This window comes from Candidatus Uhrbacteria bacterium, assembly GCA_016187485.1.
In the GTDB taxonomy this organism is placed as follows: domain Bacteria; phylum Patescibacteriota; class Patescibacteriia; order UBA9934; family UBA10169; genus JACPJO01.
In genome coordinates this window covers 50,954-67,960 of sequence record JACPJO010000002.1, presented here as the reverse complement: position 1 = coordinate 67,960, position 17,007 = coordinate 50,954, and the positions used below count along the sequence as shown (strand labels likewise).

The following is a 17,007-nucleotide window of genomic DNA, read 5'->3' as shown; positions in this document are numbered from 1 at the left end:
GGACAAAGTCTCTAAAGTGTAGTATCTTCTGCCACGCCAGGAAACGCGGTGACTGCTCCTGTTAAAAGCGGGAGAGGAAAGTCCGAACACCCTACCCTTTCGCAAGAGAGGAAGACAAGAAAAGCCGCTAACGGCGGCCAGAGGAAATCTGGAATCGAGGAGCTGTCCGGCAAAGCCGGATCCGGCTTTGCCGGAGAGATTGCTCTTCGGGCTCAGAGAGAACTCTAGGGAAAGTGTCACAGAGACAATACTACCCCACGTCGCTCCTCACGGAGCTATGTAGGGGGAAACGTGAAAAGTTTCGCGATGTCCTTCGGGGCTACGCGATTCGCCCTGCGGTGACGCAGAGGTGTGGTAAACCCTTTTCGGTGCAAGAGCAAATTTGGTCGCTCGCGTGCATGGTTCGCAAGGATCATGCGGAGCTGTTCAGCAATGAGCAGTCAAGATAGATAGTCACCTCTCCTAACGCTCTGCAAAGAGTGATGGGAGAACAGAATTCGGCTTATACGTTTCCCGGCCCCAGGCCTCGCTTCATGCGGGGCCTTGCGGTATCATAAGCACCATCATATGAAACGCCCGGATTTGTTTTTTACGGCTCTCCTCGTGCCCATGGATGCCCTGGCTATTTTTGCCGGCGCGCTCGCGGCTTATCATGTACGCCTTCTCCCCTTCTTTACCGAGTGGCGACCAGTCATTTTCGACCTTACCCTCGAACGCTACAGCCAGCTTGCACTCCCCGCTGTAGTGCTGTGGGTTATTATTTTTGCCTTCGCTGGAGCTTACCGCACCTCTCGCCGACGTCTTGCGGAAGATGTACAAACAACTCTGTTTGCGAGCGCCTCTGCAATGGCCGTCATCTTCGCCCTTCTCTTTTTTACCCTCGAGGCATTTGAATCCCGATTCATTATTTTGGTCGGCTGGGGCTTAGCCGTCACCCTCGTGTGGACGGAGCGCCTGCTGATCCGTGGCATACAAAATTCCCTTCTCTTTTTGGGGATCGGCATGCGGCGCGCCGTTCTCATCGGTAACGGAGAGACGGGCGAAGTGCTTCGTCAGACATTTGAGACACGGCGCCGCTATGGTATCCGTGTTGTAGGAACGTTTGACGCATTTGGAGACGAAACGGAGAAAACGCTGATGCAGTTGGCCCGCCGTAGCGCCATCGACGAGATTATTTTGACGGACCCCAACGCAAGCCGCGAGACGCTGTCCCGCCTGCGGAGTTTTTCCGACGTAGAACATCTCGACCTCCGCTACTCCGCTGACTTGTTCACCGTAGGCTCGCTCCGTGTGGACGCATCCACCATTGCGGGTGTCCCTCTTATGACCGTGAAGAAAACGCCTCTGGATGGATGGGGGGCTATTTACAAACGCGGGTTCGATATCCTGCTGGCTCTCGTGCTCGTCATCCTTTTCTCTCCCACCCTGCTGTTCATCACGATCTGCATTCTTTTTGAAAGTGGGCGGCCCATCCTCTTCAAAAACGAGCGCGTGGGAGAAGGTGGGCGGCGGTTCCTCACCTTCAAATTTCGCTCCATGCGAGCCGAGTACAGCATCGGATCGCAGAAAGGCCTCGGCAATCAAGCGCGTGCCGAGAAGATGGAGGAGGAACTTATCCGCAAACAAAACATGAAGCATGGGCCCGTCTATAAAATCGCCAACGATCCACGCGTCACCCCTTTTGGACAAAAGATCCGCAAATACTCTTTGGATGAACTGCCACAACTGTTCAACATACTCTCCGGCTCCATGAGCCTGGTGGGGCCGCGGCCACACCAGCCACGCGAGGTGGACAAGTACCTTCCGCATCACCGCAAGGTCCACACCATCCGTCCGGGAATGACGGGGCTGGCGCAAATCAGTGGTCGCTCCGATCTTGATTTCGAAGAAGAAATGCGCTTAGATACGTTCTACATGGAGCATTGGTCCCCGTGGCTTGACCTCAAAATTCTCATGAAAACTCCCTTCGTCGTCATCTTTCGCAAGGGAGCCTACTAATTTCACATGCGCCTCGCGCTTGTCCACGATCACCTCAACCAGCTGGGAGGAGCCGAAGAGGTCTTACATGTCTTGCATAAGATGTGGCCCGCGGCCCCTCTTTTTGTGCTGATCTTTGATAGAAAAAAGATGGGCGGGTGGTTCGACCATGCCGACGTGCGCCTGTCCTTTCTATCACATCTGCCCTTTGCCCATCGACTCTTCCAATGGTATCTCCCCCTCATGCCCGCAGCCACGGAACATTACCCGCTCGCAAATTTTGATGTCGTTGTTTCCAGTTCCAGCGCCTTTGCCAAAGGCATCATCACAAAACCGCACACACTACATATCTGTTATTGCCACACACCCACTCGCTATCTATGGAGCGATAGCCGAGAGTATGTATCTGAACTGCGTGTGCCATTTGTCATCAAGTGGTGCTTGCCACCCCTCCTTTCCCTTCTGCGCCTGTGGGACCGAGCGGCGGCGGAGCGCGTAGATATTTTTGTAGCAAATTCACAAACAGTGGCGGGCCGCATTAAAAAATACTACGGGCGCGAGAGCACTGTCATACACCCCCCCGTAGATGTTTCCCGATTTTCTGTTTCAAAGGGTGAGAAGGACTACTTCCTCACTGGCGGACGGCTTGTGGCATACAAACGTTTCGATGTCGTTGTGGACGCATGTACGCGCACAGGATTTCCACTCAAAGTCTTCGGCACCGGCCCTGTAGAGGCAGAGCTCCGACGCCGAGCCGGACCGTCCGTGGAGTTCCTCGGGCGCGTAAGCAACGAGGAGCAGGCACGGCTGTACCAGGGAGCGCGCGCATTCATCCATCCGCAAGAAGAAGACTTCGGTATCACGCCCGTAGAAGCGATGGCCTCTGGCTGTCCCGTCATTGCATTTCGGCGGGGCGGAGCTGTCGAGACGATACGCGAGGGAGTGACGGGGACATTTTTCGACGAGCAAACGTGGGAGCGGCTTGCAAGCACTATCATTGAATTCCACGAAGATGTCTTTGACCCAGAGACGGTTCGTGCGCACGCTCTGCAATACTCTAAAGAAACATTCGAACGCGAGTTTCGCGCGCTTGTGGAAGAGGCACACCAACGGCACGCACGCACACTATGAAAATCGCCGTGGACGGACGACACCTGGCAGAGAAAAACCCGACGGGAGTGTGTCGAGCCACGCTCTCCCTTCTTACAGAGCTTTGTCTTGTAGCAAAAGAGGGTGACGAAATTGAGATCGTGACCACCGGATCCGCGCACACGCGTGCCGCGGCCGCACAAGTCATCAAACAACTCCCCCGCCCCGTCATCCACACGCACCGCCTCATCCCCAACAGACTTCTGCACGCAGGCATCCTTCTTGGTCGTCGCCCTCTTTTTGAGTCCCTTTGCCAATCACCACCTGACGTCATCTGGCTTCCCAATCTGCACTTTTTTTCCACTAAACGCCCCTACGTGTTGAGCGTTCACGACGTGTCGTTTCTGCTTCACGCCCCGTGGTTTTCAAAAAAAGACCGCCTGTGGCACACGCTGGTCGGCCCATGTCGTCTGATGCGGCAGGCCCGTGTCGTCATCGTCCCAAGTAGAACAACAGCACACGACGTAGCGGCCCTGGTTCCAAAGACCGAGGGACATACTCGTGTAGCCCTTCACGGCATAGATGCTCGGTTTACAAGCGAAAAATCTCCAAGAGATTCTGGTATCCGTTCTAAGTATCACCTCCCTATCCTATACGTCCTTCATGTGGGCACATGGGAGGTGCGAAAAAATATTCCGGGGCTTCTCGCCGCGCTTTCTCTGCTCCCCCATGTTCACCTTGTTTCTGTCGGATCAAAGGCCGCGCGGCACATGGTTCCTGAAAGTCTCCGGTCACGTGTGCATATCCTCGGATACGTGCCAGAAGATGACCTGCCGGCTCTCTACCGAAACGCCGCGGCTCTCGTGTTCCCCTCCTTTTACGAAGGCTTTGGCCTACCCATCCTTGAGGCCTTTGCCTATGGTGTCCCAGTTGTCACAAGCGCCGTCTCCGCGACCCGCGAGGTGGCAGGACACGCAGCGCTTCTTGTGGATCCGAAACGCGCAGACCATATCGCGGCGGCCGTACGGGAACTCTTGCGCGACGAGGCGCTTGGGAGTCAGCTTGTCTCTGCCGGGTATGCGCGCGTTTCTTTATTCGCGTGGGAGAAAGCGGCAGCGACTCTTTACGGCGCACTCGCAGACGCCTCTGCATAAGGAGTGGTCGCCGCAAGGAGACGCGTAAGTTCTTCTTTTGCATATTCCACACGATACTCTTTCCCTTCCTCTTCCATTTCCAGCAGATAGTCCGCCAGCACATCAAGACGCTCTTCGTCTCCCACAAGCGGAAGATACGCGCGCAAAAACTCGGCATGAAGTTCGTCGCGGAGAGCTTCGTCGTCTATGCTAAGCCAGAGATGCTCGGCGAGGGCGCGGCGCACAAACGCTGGATCATGTATGTGACTCCGCAAAAAGGAGACGACCTTCTCTTGCACCTCCTCGCTTGTCGCTCCGGTGAATGTGGCCCCGTGCAGAAGTGGGCGGATCGGCTCCATCCACTGGGCAAGTTCTGCCTCTGCGCGCGCCGGATCAAATGGGATATCGGCCACAGGGTACGCGGGTATCATGTACAGACGTACACGGTCCTCGTGTTGCGCCGTGTCCATGCGCCCAACGGTTTCTGCCAACACGCGCGCCTGTGCAAACGTCATGTCCGTTTTTACCGTACGATAGAGAAGATACTGAAGCGGGGTAGCGGCCTTGTCATCCAACAACTTTTCAAAACGAGCAAGGGAGTCCTTAAGAAAAACGGAGTGGTTGTGCGCACGTTGCGGCTCCCCCACCGGAAAACTCTGGCGGTGGCGCAACCACGCGAGCGTGTCCGAGGCAGGAAGCCCAAGCGTGCGGAAAATGTGCAGCGCGCCGGAAAAGTTTACAAGCACGACATAGTCTGCCGTGCGGCCAAGAAGTTTTTCAATTTGTGAAATCCCGTACTCGACGCCGCCGATAGCACAGGCGTTCGACAGATAATAATCCGTGGCGGCATAGGTGCCGGACGGAAGAGGCGAATATGTGCCGCGCGGGACGGCAGTAATATCTATCGTGGCGTTGGTAGAATCAATTTCGATGAATTGGATGACGTCGCAGTGTCCCACCGTCTGGTCTACTCGCGCGTCAAGGCCAAGCAAGAGAACGCGGAGAACCGGGCGGTCTTCAAAAGGGTTTTCCTCCTTCCCCCACGCCTCGCGACGCTGAGAAACAAACGCCTCTGCGCGCTCCATTGCTCGCTTCTCTCTCCCCTTTATCACAGAGGAAGCATGCCCCGCGGAAGCGACAACGAGGACAACAGCGACACAGACCCCACAGGTGCTTTGCATTTTGCGCGTCATATTTTGGGACTACCCCATGCATAAGGAGACGCGCCAATGGGAGAACTGTTACGCGGAAAGAGTGTCTTGGTAACATGCGCGGCAATATATAGTGCGTGAAGGAAATGTTTTATTCTTCGTGACGAGAATATTCCGTGAGCATTTGGCGCAGATGGTGTCCTCAAATACACCTGAATTTGCGCGAAAGCTAAGATCGCGCACACGAGCAATAAAGTGATCACGAGGCGGACCGATCTTCATCGCGCGATAAAACTCCACCTCTGGTTTAAGGAAAGTAAAACGTCGATCGAGAGACTCGTCAAAAAAGAGCTTGCCGGAAAGCGCCTCCACCGAGGGATCGGAAATGCTGTCGGGAATATCACCCACCGGTAAAAGGACAATCGAGGGGTCTCCACTTGCCCCTGCAGATTCAGGCGCATACTCTAATGCACCAAGTTGCCGCCCCGCTACCTCATCTGCCAAAAGAAAGAGCGCAGCGCCGGAATCCAAAAAGCGCGTAGGCGAAAGAGTGGCGGGAAGAAATTCCCCGTATTCGCGTCGCTCAAGCATCCCGCACTTTATCTCATCGAGCAACCGATAATACTCCTCTTCCGTACATGGCGTATTGAAGATGTGAAACTTCTTGCGGTTAAGCCCCACGCATCCAAAACAGTTCTCGCAATCGTAACAATGCATGGAGTATTCCACGCGTTGGCAATTTACGACAAGATAACTGAAGAGACAGTTCGCGCTTCGCGACCCCGTTGAACAACCCCAGCAGTTGTTCGTTCCGTAGAAAAGCCCGACGTCGAATGCATTTTGGAATGTTTCATGAAACATGTACGCGCACCAAAGCTGGTCACGGCACCCATAATTGTTGTTATAGCAAAAATGGCAGTTGGTGACTTCCTGTAAATACTCTCCAGAGCTTTGTTCCGCTTTCTCGTTGAAGTTCTCGGGCCAGATTCCTTGTGTCCGTATCAACTCCAGAAACTCTGTTTTGTACGCCTCAAGCCGCACGCGGGAAGACAGGTCCACTTCGGCTATACGTTTTTCATACTCCTGCCGCGAAAGCTGCTCATTCTTCCAAACATATTTTGCCCGTCGTTTGTTCGTCGCCATAAAACAATGCTCGCAGTCTCGACAATCAAAAAGAAATGCGCTGCTCATACAATCACGCGACTCTTGCACAAACCGACATTGGTAAAGACGCTCGGCGTGTACCACATTGTAGGAGCCGACAATCTTTCCTGACTGATAAACTTCTGCAGAATCTTCCGTGTCGAGCGCATTCATCCCAAAAAAGGAATTCTTCGATCGACAAGCGTTCATGAAATAACTGTTTTGGTCCCCCATGGAGATTGTAGAGATGGAGTTTTCTGGCGGTACCGCATTGCGAAACGCCATAAAGGGGATCTCTCGGGACAGCTCTTGGAGCACACGAAAAACAGAGGTGTCCGAATGAATAGGTCGTCGAAGAGAAGAAAAGTCCTGCTGAAGCCACTCCTCGTCTGGGAGAATCTTCACACCACTCGCCGGATGCGTGGAGCTCACAAGCGTCCTCCCATCTTTCGCGCTTTTATTGTTCCACCACTGGTAGCCCACAAAAAAGGCCGTGAGCATACGCAGACGTGCGAGTGGGCTTACATCCGACGGCGGTACACGAAAATGCCGGCACCATTCAATTTCTTCCTGGGTAAGCTCCCAAGTCTCTCCTGTTTTCTTACACACTCTGGTGCCTGGCACCAATTTTTTTAACAGTTCCTCAATCCTCTCATCAAAGTTTGGTGTTTTGGACTTCATACAAGTGCCGATCGTACCTTAGGTGAGGCAAAAGTGGAAGTATATTTCCGACATATGTAAGTTCCTATATGTAGGAAAATTGCATTTATAAGTACTTCCATGCAATAATGGTCGTCGGAAAGTTCCGACGAAAGTGTGTAAGTCTCGTTTGTTCCACTCATGTCACTCAAAGAAACCCTCGGAGAAATTGGTTTGCCAAAGACAAAAGGGGAAATTTATCTCGCTTTGCTTCGTGTTGGCGCAGGGACAGCAGAGCGCATCGGTCGCGAAGTAGGCCTCCCCCGGACAACCGCCCATGAAGTTCTCCAACAACTGGTTGTCATGGGTCTAGCAAGTTACAGCACAATCGGGCGCCGCCGAACCTATCGCGCAGAAAAGCCCACACGTTTAGAAGCCATGCTTCGAGAGAAACAAGAGAAAGCCGCGCGCGCTCTTCCGGAACTTCTCTCCCTATTCCGTACGACCTCCGACCAACCACGCATACGGCTCTACGAAGGGGCCGCTGGAGTAAAGACCGTCTTTGAGGACACGCTCAACAACACGAGCCGGCAACTCTGCGCTATTCTCTCCGTCGCTGATATCGATCTTCTCGCTGGCCAAGATTGGTTCGCAGACTACACCACTCGACGTATTACTTCTGGGAAACGCCTCCATGTCATCCGTTCTGAGGCAACGGAAGTCGGCGCCAAGTACCCTTCAAGCATTAAGGAGAACCGCGAGGTGCATATTGCGCCAGGGAAAATGACGTTCCACCTCACTATGTACCTCTACGACAACAAGGTCGCCTACATGGGAACCACGGAGGAGCCCTTCGGGATGATTGTTGAGTCCCATCGGCTCTTTGAGCTGCAGAAAAACCTTTTTGACGTGCTCTGGCAGACCACGCGTGTCCTGCCCCCCGTTGACCGATAATCTTATCCCCATGTTATCCACCAAATTCGGTGTAAAATGTCGCTATGAAGATCGGGATTGATGCTCGGTTTTACGGGCCAAATGTGGGGGGTGGGGGGCTTGGACGTTACGTTGCCGAGCTTCTCGATCGTTTGGATGCCCAAAAGGCTCCTCACACCTTCGTGGTCTTTCTCAACGAAGAGGGTTTTCGCCTGTTTAAACCAAAGGGGCGCCACATGCACAAACGGGTGGTGCCCGTGCGTTGGTACACATTTGCTGAACAGATCCGCATGCCCGCCATCATAGACCGGGAGTGTTGCGACCTCGTGCATATTCCTCATTGGAATGTTCCACTCTGTCTCCGGACGCCGTTCGTCGTCACCATCCACGACCTTATCTTGATGGAAGAGCGTCGCTCGGCGCGCGCCGCGAGTCTCTTGCCGCCCGGACTCTTTGAAGTAAAACGAATGGGGTATCGCGCCGTCCTTCACCACGCTCTTTGGAAAAGCCGGCGCGTGATCGCGGTATCCGACTTCACTCGCGCGCGCATCATGGCGCATTTCCCTAAACTCCCGCCGGAAAAGATCTCCGTTATCCACGAAGGAGCACCCGGGGAGGCAACAGGAGGAGCGGGAAACCGCCGCGTAGCCGGCCCGTACTTCCTCTACGTAGGCAATGCCTATCCGCACAAGAATCTGGAGTCTCTCCTGCACGCTTTCTCCTTCTTTGTGAAAGCCCACCCCGAAGTGAAGCTTGTCCTGGCAGGAAAAACCAATGTGTTTTACGAAAGGCTGCGCAAAGAGTTGGAAGAAATTGCCATTCCCTCTTCCTCTGTCGTCTTTACAGGATTCGTCTCCGATGAAGACCTCGCCGACCTTTACCGTTTTGCCACAGCTTGCCTCTTCCCTTCCCGTCACGAGGGGTTCGGTCTCCCGCCACTTGAAGCCATGTCGCACGGCACACCGGTGGCCGCTTCCTCCACGAGCGCCTTCCCGGAGATTCTCGGCGACGCCGCCCTCTTCTTTGACCCAGATGACCTAGAGGCAATGGTGCGCATCATGGAAAAACTCCTGCAAGATCAGGCGCTTCGGCAGGAACTCATTCAAAAGGGTCGCCAACAAAAGAAACATTATTCGTGGGATACGATGGCAGAGCGCACACGGCGCTTGTATGAAGAAAGCCTCTAAAAAAACTCAACCCCGCCGGCGCTTATCCGCACAATCGCGGAAACAACAAGCGGCGTTTGTGTTTGATCAAGCACTTCCTCTATCTTTACGCACAGAAAGTCTTTCCCCCACGACATCTTCACCCGTCTCTCATACTCTCCCCCTTGCACAAACCGCTTCCCCCGCTCCCTCTTTGCACGTCCTCAATCTGCGGCCCACCGAGGAGTTCACCCATCTCCCCACAACAGAGCGCGCATCGGCTCCGGAAGAGATCCTTCCCACTTTTGAAGAATTTGTCGCTTCGCTTTCGGTCTCCATGAAGGAAGAAGAGGAACTCCCGATTCTCTTCCCCGTGAAGGAGGAAGATGTGGCGGCGCAGTTGGCCGAAGATGACGTAAACCTGGGAAAGAAGTCCGCGCGCTCATGGCCTACGTTCTCTCTCCCCGCCCTGCCGCACATCGCCTGGCGGAATCCCGTTCCACAAAGCGCCCAGAGGGCGTGGAGTAGCTCTTCCCCGCTCGCACGCGGGGTAGCAAGCTTTGTTATCCTCTCGTTTGCTTTTGTTCTCCCTCTTCAGGCCACGAGCACCATTTCGTCTGTCTCTACCTCGCGAAAAAATATGCTGACGGAGGGCGCCGAAGCGCTTGCCCTTCTTGAAAGCGCGGCAAAGGAAACCTCACGCGTGGATTTTTCCGCAGCCAAAGAAACATTTACAAAAGCCAGCGTATCGCTTGGGGAAGCGTGGGATACACTCGAGCATTTGGGGAGCGGTGTGCGCGCACTCGCCGTTTTTCTGCCACGAGAGGGTGCGCGACTGCGAAGCGCCGAGGCGGTGCTTGCGATGGGCAAAGCTCTCACGAAAGCCGCTGCCCTTTTAAGCGAGGGGGTAGAAACAAGCTCAACGTCGGTAGATCAAAATCTTTCCACAAAAATTTCTCTCTTGGAACGCTATATCTCCTCGGCCATGCCATTCCTCGAAGATGCCGTGGAGGCAAGCACACGCGTGGAGCACGAGGCTATCCCACAAGACCGGCAAGAGCAATTCTTGGCGCTCCGGGAGTCCTTACCTCGTATTCAAAAAACACTCCGGACTTTCCTGGATACCACGGAGATTTTGCATGAAGTACTTGGCACGCACACTGCCAAACGATACCTGGTCGTTTTCCAAAATCAGACAGAGCTGCGCCCCACGGGCGGGTTTATTGGGTCGTTTGCAGACATGGAAGTCTCCGCTGGAGAAATCACGGCGCTCTCCATCCCCGGCGGCGGATCCTATGCTCTCCAGGGTGTCCTCACCGAGTATGTCGCCGCTCCCCCTCCTCTGCAACTGGTGAACGCGCGTTGGGAATTCCAAGATGCGAACTGGTTCCCTGATTTTCCCGCATCAGCGAAAAAACTTCTCTGGTTCGATGCCAACTCTGGTGGAGCGACAAAGGATGGCGTCCTTGCCATAAACGCCTCTTTCGTTGCCGACCTTTTGGAAATACTCGGGCCCATTTCCATTCCTGCTTATGGAAAGATCTTGTCGGCAGAGAACTTCATTACGGAGACGCAAATGCTCGTAGAAAATGACGCCGCGCGTGCAAGCGGAAATCCCAAACAGTTCTTGGCAGACCTGGCCCCGCTCCTTCTTGCGCGTCTGCAAACATTGGATGGACCAACGTTCCTTGACGCACTCACTCTCTTACAAACAGGGGTAGCGCAGAAGGATGTCCAGATGTATTTCACTGACCCTGCGGAGCAAGAAGCCGCACGCGCGTTTGGCGTGACAGGAGAGTTGCGCCGCACAAACGGCGACTACCTTCTTGTGGCAGAGGCAAACATTGGAGGAGAAAAAACCGATGCCGTGATAGACGAGACAGTAGAGGTAGATTCCACGATCTCTCCTGCAGGGGTTGTGCGCAATACCGTCACCGTTGTGCGCACACACCACGGAATTCCCGGCGCGCGTTTCACCGGAGCCAATAACGTGACGTTCGTGCGCCTGTACGTCCCGCGCGGTGCCACGCTTATTGACACCGATGGCGCAACGCCCCCCAAAGAGAGCGCGTTCGAGATTGCTGATCTCCCCCTTGCCACCGATGCCGATCTCGCCTTCACCGAGGAAACCAGCGCCAGAGACCCGCGCACAGGCACATGGGTAAGTGAGGAGTTCGGAAAGACGGTTTTTGGAGACTGGATCCAAACACGGCCGGGAACAACATCGCAAATCTCCTTCACCTACGAGCTTCCCTGGCGCGTTCCCCTCACTCGTCCCACAGGAGCCTTCACGGCTGTTCTTGATCGTCTGGGGTTTGAGAAACCGACAGCGCATACTCTCACGGTTGATACGCAATCGGGTACGGTCGGACGCACCACACGCGTACGTCTTACTCCCCCTGCCAACCTCCCCACTCTCTGGAGTTCCCACCCGCTTACCGATGGCGTGATCAAGGCAGACATAGAAAACCGGTCCCCTGGGTTTGTCGGCGTCCTTTTTGAGTAGCCTATGAAACTCCCTCCACGCCACCCCATGCACGGGCGACTGCGTTTGCGACGCCGGCAGGAAGCGGTGACCCGCGATCTCGATCGAATTTATCGTGAGGATGGAGAGTTGCCAGATTTTCAGAGGCTGCGCGAACCGACACGTTCGTGGCGAAGTCGTGCCTGGGCGGTTTCGGGCATCGTCTTCCTGCTTGCCGCAGTCACGTGGGGAGGACTCATGTTGTTTGGTGCTCTTTCCCAAGAATCCGCTGGCGAACCGGTGGTTTTTGCCTTGAATAGTGAACCCCCCGTGACGGTTGGTGTTCCCACGCGTTTAGTCCTCACCTACCAAAACACGGGCGATGTGTCGCTCGCCTCGCTCTCCGTCCGCGTGCATCTGCCAAAGACGTTTTTTCTCGATCACGCATCTCCCGAACAAGATGAGACAGGACTGTTCCCGCTGGGATCGCTCTCCCGCGGTTCGGACGGCGCTGTTGAACTCTTCGGGACATTCTTCACATCTGTACCAAGCACCGAGCGCATCCAGATCGTCGCATCCTATCGCCCCGCAAACTTCAATGCCGAATTCGATCTCATTAAAAATTTCAACGTGGAGCTCCAGGAGAGCGCCCTCTCTCTTGCCAGGGAGGACGTGGAGCGTGCATCAGCCGGAGAAACCATCACCCTTTCTTATAATTTACTGAACGCGTCTGACACGGCGACCGAAGATCTGTGTGTACAGCCGCTCCTCCCCGGTAGTTTCGTCGTGCAAAGCAGCGAGCCGCCCCTTAAAGGAGGCATGTGGGATATTGGGCGTTCGGAAGCACACAGCAAAGCGACCTTTCGCGTGCAGGGAAGTTTTGCCAGCAACGCCAAAAGCGAAGAAGAAATTGGGAGCGAGCTTTCAAAGAAGGCAGAGGACGGAACCTACGTAAATCTCTCGCGAGAGCGTTCCTCGATTGCTGTTGATGCCGGCGCCGCCTACGGAAATATTATTGTAAACGGCTCTGCAAAAGACCAGAGTCTACCTGCAGGCACAGCGCTCCGTGTCTCTCTGCCCTGGAAACACACAGGAAGCAAACCCATAAAGAATTTTGCCGTCGCTCTTACGCTGTCGGGGACACGGACAGTTCCCGTCCTGTGGTCGTCAGAGGACACCAACTTGGCTGACGGCGTACGTGAGAGCAATGTTGTGCGTTGGGGGCAGAATGAGCGCGAGGCATTCGACCTTGTGGCGCCCGGCGCCGAGGGAGTGATTGACCTCGTCCTCGCCACCCCCGAAGAACTCAACCCGGCACGATTTTCAGAGGTGCTCCACATAATGGTGTCCCTGTCGGGAATCGTCGAGAGCAAGCCGCTCACCCTACAAGTCGCCCCCCTTACGATCCGCTTCTTCGGTCCTCTCTCCCTTCTTGCCTCTGCGCGCTACTACGATGCGGACGGCGGCCCACTTGGCACAGGCCCTCTTCCACCGACCGTGGGCCAAACAACACGCTATGCCATTGATTGGGCTTTAGAAAAACCAACGGAATCGCTCACAGAGATCGTGGGAAAGACGGTGCTTCCTGCGGGCGTGACGTTCGTGAACGGGGGGGATGCCTCTCTGGGCGCTGTGACGTTCGACACGGCTTCACGCGAGGTTCGGTGGAGTATTCCTTCACTCACGGACAGCGCGCAGACACGATTCTTTGTGGAAGTGACGCCAACAGAGAATCAAGCTGGATCTATTCTTCCGCTTTCCGAACAGGCCACCGTGACAGCAAAAAACACCGACGGCACTACGTTGCGTGCAGAGGCCGCCGGACTGACGACTCGCTTGGATGACGACTCTTTCGCCACCGATGACGGAAAAGTAACCCTCTAGTTGCCTGTGTGTTATTCGGTCACTTTTGGAAACTCAACGCCATAACGTTTTTGCGCATCTTCACGTGCAAGTTTCCACCCTTCCATGAGTCCGTCGAGCGCCCGTTGCGTCTCCTTTAATTGACCAAGAAGTTTAAGGTAGTAGCGCCCGAGTTCGATTTCCATGTGGGCATGGCGCTCTTTGCCTGCGCGATCCCCCCTTGTCCGCGCCTCTTCATAGGCTTCCTTTGCACCATCGAGCGCCGCTTTCACGCGGCCGAGGTCTCCTAATAGTTTGTCGTACGAGTTATTTACCGCCTCTACAGATTCCCCGAGAGGGACCACGACGTCTGCCCGTGCAGCCTCCGGGGAAGGAAAAGATTCGCGCGCCATAGGGTGATTGACTGATTAATTGCTCCTAGCATACCATACGGCCGCATGCGCCCGTAGCTCAGCTGGATAGAGCGCTTCCCTCCGAAGGAAGAGGTCACACGTTCGAATCGTGTCGGGCGCACCAGGGATTATAAAAAACGGCGCAGTGCACGCAAAAAAGTATACGCCTTATAGGACCAAGGGGACCTGTAATAATCAAACGTCCCCGGATACGAAATTTCTTTACCAGAAAAGCCGCGCTTGAAACGTGTGATGCCCGCCCAGGCGGGTTTTGTGTTTGAGACGCCCCAAAAATCGTAGCAGGTTAATCCAGCGTCTTTCGCCTCTTTGATCTCTTGCCAATGCAAAAGATACGGCGCCATTACCTCGCGATGGAGAGAAGAAGAGGCACCGTGAAGATATGTGCGCGTACCATACGCGTCCACCATGAGGTGCGCCGCCAATAGTTGGCCCTCAGAGAAGACCCCGATCAGCTTTGCAGAAAGTGTTTCCAGAAAATGTTGGTAATGTGCCTTTGCGTGAAGGCGGAAATGATCGCGTCGAGCTGTTTCTTCAAAAACTTTCCACGCCACGTCAAACTCCGAAGACACGAGAGCGCGCACAACGGCACCCTTGCGCTGTGCAAGCCGGATGTTGTAGCGCGTCTTTGGGTGCATGGCGGCAAGAAGATCGTCTTCCGATTTTGTAAGATCAAGAACGAGCGTCTCCTTTGGGTTCACATCCACGGTTCGTGTTGCCCACGAGTAGTCTCCATCCTTCGTCGGTTCAAAACGAATAAAGAGAGCCTCCGGAAAAAACTCCCAAAGAGCAAGAAGCGCTTCTTGATACGAAACGCCATCGGCAAGAAGAGGGCCTCGCGGCACAAAAAGATAGGAACCCATCGGCGTATGTTGTTTCTCGACAACGGCAACTCCCACGAGCCGTTCTCCGTCAAGGAACTCAACGCGATTTTCTCTCTCGTAGAAAAACGCACCGCTTGTGGGGGCGTGCGCCAGAACAAAGGTTTCCCACTGACCGGCATCTGAAACAGGACGGACACGCATATTACTGACGCGCAAGCTGTTTGAGCGCTGCGCGTACCTGTTCCTCGGCCGAACCGGAAAGCCCCTCGAGCGCCCGTACCGCATCTGCACGCTTGTACCCAAGTCCAAGTAAAGCATCGAGTGCGTCCACATCTACCACCGGCCCCGCAGGCGCGTCCATAAGCACCCCCTTCAACTCCAAGATGATTTTCTGCGCTGTCTTTGTGCCGACACCATGAATGTGGGTGAGGAACGCAATGTTGCCTTTCATAATATGCGCACGCACCACGCCCACATGGTCAGCAAAAACGATCTTTTGCGCGCTCCTCGGCCCCACTCCACTGATGCCGATCAACTTCCAAAAAAGCTCGAGAGCCTCAAGCGTCAGAAACGCAAAAAGTTCATGCGCATCATCGCGCACGACTTCGTGCGTGTAGAGGGTCATCTCTCCGCCAAACTGCGCCACGGAAACCGCAGGTATTTCCAACCGATACGCTACCGCGCCAACCTCAAACAACACATAATCCCCTCCTCGATGCACAACGGTTCCCCGCAGACGTCCGATCATACGGCGGCCATCATAGCACGAGCCCCATCCACGGCGCGAAGGAGTGTTTCGCGAGCGGGAAGAGGAACATCCGGAAGCTCTGCCCTCTCCCCTTTGGCAAAAGCCTGGATTTCTTTCAGCTGTTGCCCAAGACCCGGGCCTGGTTTTATGGCAAGCAGCCGGCCAAGAGCCACCCCATCAAGCCCGTGAGCGTGAAACGCGTCCTGCCACCGGCGCGCGAGTACCGCCACGCGTCTCTTTTGTGCCGCATCTCGATACTCTGGGTGCGCCTCGTTCTCCGCGTACAGCATGTGTTCAATAACATGTGCCGGAGAGAGTTCCCACACAAGCGCCTCCAAAATCCGCATGGTGGAGAGAACAGGGTGTCTGTGTGTGGCAACGACGTGTTCAATGCGCTCATAGGCCACCGCATCCCGTCGCTGATCGAAGAGCCGCTCTGCGTCATCAAGCAGACACACCAAGTCCACCACCAGCGGATCCATTCCCTTTGTGTCAGGATGGGAGAGCACGTGTTTGCGCGTCGGCTGGCCAAGAGTTGCCGCGGCGCGGACTTTTTCCAATAGCTCCGCATAGGCCGTGCGCACCTCGTCGATTTCGGCCCACTCCGCTTCAAATCCCCGCATCATGGGTTTTTCGCGTGTCATACAAAAATGTTTTCACGTCCGAGAGCGTGCAGGACACTTTCTCGGTATCGTTATCGTACCCCCAATTACGATCTGTCCCAAACGTAAACCCGCCAAAGTGGTGAAAGAGGTCAAGCGCATGATCCGTTTCTTGCACGTACAAACGTTTACCGCCGCGCTCCGAAATGATCATGGGGGTTGGGCGCCAAAATTCCATGGCCGCCAGGCGCGAGACGTTCGAACGGATCTGCGCGATGGGGTCGAGACTTGTCACAATAAGAAAATCTCCAAACGTCTCCCGCTGTTCCCATGCTCCCTTCGCCATCTCTTTGTTGTGCGGTGCGACTTCCGCGGCGCCAACACGCAAAGCAATCTCATCTTTGAAGACAAGAAACTTCTCCATATCTTCGCGCGAAAATCCTGCGTCAAACAGGGCCCATATGTACCCTGCATCCCATAGACCGACCGCGCGTACAAAACGCGGCACATATCCAAAACGGTCCAGTTGCTCATCCGTCACGTCAAATAAACGAAGAAATTGCTCAAGCGAGCTTGGGAGCGGCGTCCCGTCTAGCGCATGCGCACGATCAAGGTCGGTGTAATTGTGGTGATCAATAATAACAAGGTGGCGGCCGAGTCGGCGGATTTCCCCCTCCGTCTTCAATCCCGGCATTTCGACAACAACAACCGTATCGGCAGAAGACTTTTTGATAAACGCGCACACGCCCGGCTCTTTTTCAAGACGGGCACCATGAGGTTGAGACGAACGATAGACCTGCATGCCAAGTCGTTCCCCGATCTCGGCGATCAAGTAGGCCTCTTCATCGTTTGGGGGAACAATAAGAAGTGTCCGTGCGGGATTCAT

14 protein-coding genes, 1 tRNA gene and 1 other RNA gene are annotated in these 17,007 nt (G+C 54.9%); 9 read left to right on the top strand and 7 right to left on the bottom strand.

Features of this window, described 5'->3' with window-relative positions:
- The first annotated feature begins 36 nt into the window (after positions 1-36).
- The 4 genes from rnpB to HYW18_00780 all read left to right on the top strand — a co-directional run bounded on the left by rnpB (position 37) and on the right by HYW18_00780 (position 4,220).
- Positions 37-521, top strand: an RNA gene (gene rnpB / locus HYW18_00795) — RNase P RNA component class A.
- 46 nt (positions 522-567) lie between these two features.
- Positions 568-1,998, top strand: a complete 1,431-nt coding sequence (locus HYW18_00790; GenBank protein ID MBI2484676.1) for a sugar transferase — start codon at positions 568-570, stop codon at positions 1,996-1,998.
- Between the two features lie 6 nt (positions 1,999-2,004).
- On the top strand, positions 2,005-3,108 hold the full coding sequence (locus HYW18_00785; GenBank protein ID MBI2484675.1) for a glycosyltransferase: 1,104 nt from the start codon (positions 2,005-2,007) through the stop codon (positions 3,106-3,108).
- Positions 3,105-4,220, top strand: coding sequence for a glycosyltransferase family 4 protein (locus HYW18_00780; protein ID MBI2484674.1), 1,116 nt, complete (start codon positions 3,105-3,107; stop codon positions 4,218-4,220). Before HYW18_00785 ends, HYW18_00780 begins: the two co-directional genes overlap by 4 nt.
- On the opposite strand, the gene HYW18_00775 is transcribed toward HYW18_00780, so the two are convergent.
- Both HYW18_00775 and HYW18_00770 read right to left on the bottom strand, forming a co-directional pair.
- Positions 4,190-5,392: an LCP family protein gene (locus tag HYW18_00775; protein ID MBI2484673.1), complete on the bottom strand. Its 1,203-nt coding sequence runs from the start codon at positions 5,390-5,392 to the stop codon at positions 4,190-4,192. The two genes, HYW18_00780 and HYW18_00775, sit on opposite strands and share 31 nt — an antisense overlap.
- A gap of 48 nt (positions 5,393-5,440) precedes the next feature.
- Positions 5,441-7,174 carry a hypothetical protein gene (locus HYW18_00770; protein MBI2484672.1) on the bottom strand — a complete coding sequence of 578 codons (1,734 nt, stop codon included), beginning with the start codon at positions 7,172-7,174 and terminating at the stop codon, positions 5,441-5,443.
- Positions 7,175-7,333: 159 nt separating this feature from the next.
- Here HYW18_00770 and HYW18_00765 point away from each other — a divergent pair, with 159 nt between their 5' ends.
- From HYW18_00765 to HYW18_00750, 4 genes are read left to right on the top strand one after another with little or no spacing between them, the layout of a single operon-like run.
- A complete protein-coding gene (locus HYW18_00765) occupies positions 7,334-8,086 on the top strand; it encodes a hypothetical protein (protein ID MBI2484671.1) in 753 nt (250 codons plus the stop codon).
- A 44-nt stretch (positions 8,087-8,130) separates the two neighbouring features.
- Positions 8,131-9,252: a glycosyltransferase family 4 protein gene (locus tag HYW18_00760; protein MBI2484670.1), complete on the top strand. Its 1,122-nt coding sequence runs from the start codon at positions 8,131-8,133 to the stop codon at positions 9,250-9,252.
- Between the two features lie 58 nt (positions 9,253-9,310).
- On the top strand, positions 9,311-11,716 hold the full coding sequence (locus tag HYW18_00755) for a DUF4012 domain-containing protein (GenBank protein MBI2484669.1): 2,406 nt from the start codon (positions 9,311-9,313) through the stop codon (positions 11,714-11,716).
- A 3-nt stretch (positions 11,717-11,719) separates the two neighbouring features.
- The gene (locus HYW18_00750; GenBank protein MBI2484668.1) at positions 11,720-13,558 is read left to right on the top strand and encodes a hypothetical protein; all 1,839 of its coding nucleotides are present in this window, start codon (positions 11,720-11,722) and stop codon (positions 13,556-13,558) included.
- An 11-nt stretch (positions 13,559-13,569) separates the two neighbouring features.
- Here the strand turns inward: HYW18_00750 and HYW18_00745 are convergent, their stop codons facing one another.
- Positions 13,570-13,929 (bottom strand): hypothetical protein, encoded by a 360-nt coding sequence (locus tag HYW18_00745; protein MBI2484667.1) that lies wholly within the window; start codon positions 13,927-13,929, stop codon positions 13,570-13,572.
- Between the two features lie 47 nt (positions 13,930-13,976).
- On the opposite strand from HYW18_00745, the gene HYW18_00740 reads away from it, so the two are divergent.
- Positions 13,977-14,053: transfer RNA gene (locus HYW18_00740), tRNA-Arg, on the top strand.
- A gap of 4 nt (positions 14,054-14,057) precedes the next feature.
- On the opposite strand, the gene HYW18_00735 is transcribed toward HYW18_00740, so the two are convergent.
- Genes HYW18_00735 through HYW18_00720 form a run of 4 tightly spaced genes read right to left on the bottom strand, consistent with a single transcriptional unit; the run spans position 14,058 to position 17,007 of the window.
- Positions 14,058-14,972, bottom strand: a complete 915-nt coding sequence (locus tag HYW18_00735) for a peptidoglycan bridge formation glycyltransferase FemA/FemB family protein (protein ID MBI2484666.1) — start codon at positions 14,970-14,972, stop codon at positions 14,058-14,060.
- A gap of 1 nt (position 14,973) precedes the next feature.
- The gene (ruvA, locus tag HYW18_00730; protein ID MBI2484665.1) at positions 14,974-15,519 is read right to left on the bottom strand and encodes a Holliday junction branch migration protein RuvA; all 546 of its coding nucleotides are present in this window, start codon (positions 15,517-15,519) and stop codon (positions 14,974-14,976) included.
- Entirely contained in the window at positions 15,516-16,163 is a 648-nt protein-coding gene (locus HYW18_00725) for a hypothetical protein (GenBank protein ID MBI2484664.1), read from the bottom strand. The genes ruvA and HYW18_00725 overlap by 4 nt, the downstream gene beginning before the upstream one ends.
- Positions 16,129-17,007, bottom strand: a complete 879-nt coding sequence (locus tag HYW18_00720; protein ID MBI2484663.1) for a hypothetical protein — start codon at positions 17,005-17,007, stop codon at positions 16,129-16,131. Before HYW18_00720 ends, HYW18_00725 begins: the two co-directional genes overlap by 35 nt.

Bases quoted from the DNA above. Each gene is read 5' to 3' on its own strand.
- HYW18_00790 (MBI2484676.1), top strand. From the start codon at position 568: ATGAAACGCCCGGATTTGTTTTTTACGGCTCTCCTCGTGCCCATGGAT.
- HYW18_00785 (MBI2484675.1), top strand. From the start codon at position 2,005: ATGCGCCTCGCGCTTGTCCACGATCACCTCAACCAGCTGGGAGGAGCC.
- HYW18_00780 (MBI2484674.1), top strand. From the start codon at position 3,105: ATGAAAATCGCCGTGGACGGACGACACCTGGCAGAGAAAAACCCGACG.
- HYW18_00775 (MBI2484673.1), bottom strand. From the start codon at position 5,392: ATGACGCGCAAAATGCAAAGCACCTGTGGGGTCTGTGTCGCTGTTGTC.
- HYW18_00770 (MBI2484672.1), bottom strand. From the start codon at position 7,174: ATGAAGTCCAAAACACCAAACTTTGATGAGAGGATTGAGGAACTGTTA.
- HYW18_00765 (MBI2484671.1), top strand. From the start codon at position 7,334: ATGTCACTCAAAGAAACCCTCGGAGAAATTGGTTTGCCAAAGACAAAA.
- HYW18_00760 (MBI2484670.1), top strand. From the start codon at position 8,131: ATGAAGATCGGGATTGATGCTCGGTTTTACGGGCCAAATGTGGGGGGT.
- HYW18_00750 (MBI2484668.1), top strand. From the start codon at position 11,720: ATGAAACTCCCTCCACGCCACCCCATGCACGGGCGACTGCGTTTGCGA.
- HYW18_00745 (MBI2484667.1), bottom strand. From the start codon at position 13,929: ATGGCGCGCGAATCTTTTCCTTCCCCGGAGGCTGCACGGGCAGACGTC.
- HYW18_00735 (MBI2484666.1), bottom strand. From the start codon at position 14,972: ATGCGTGTCCGTCCTGTTTCAGATGCCGGTCAGTGGGAAACCTTTGTT.
- ruvA (MBI2484665.1), bottom strand. From the start codon at position 15,519: ATGATCGGACGTCTGCGGGGAACCGTTGTGCATCGAGGAGGGGATTAT.
- HYW18_00725 (MBI2484664.1), bottom strand. From the start codon at position 16,163: ATGACACGCGAAAAACCCATGATGCGGGGATTTGAAGCGGAGTGGGCC.
- HYW18_00720 (MBI2484663.1), bottom strand. From the start codon at position 17,007: ATGAATCCCGCACGGACACTTCTTATTGTTCCCCCAAACGATGAAGAG.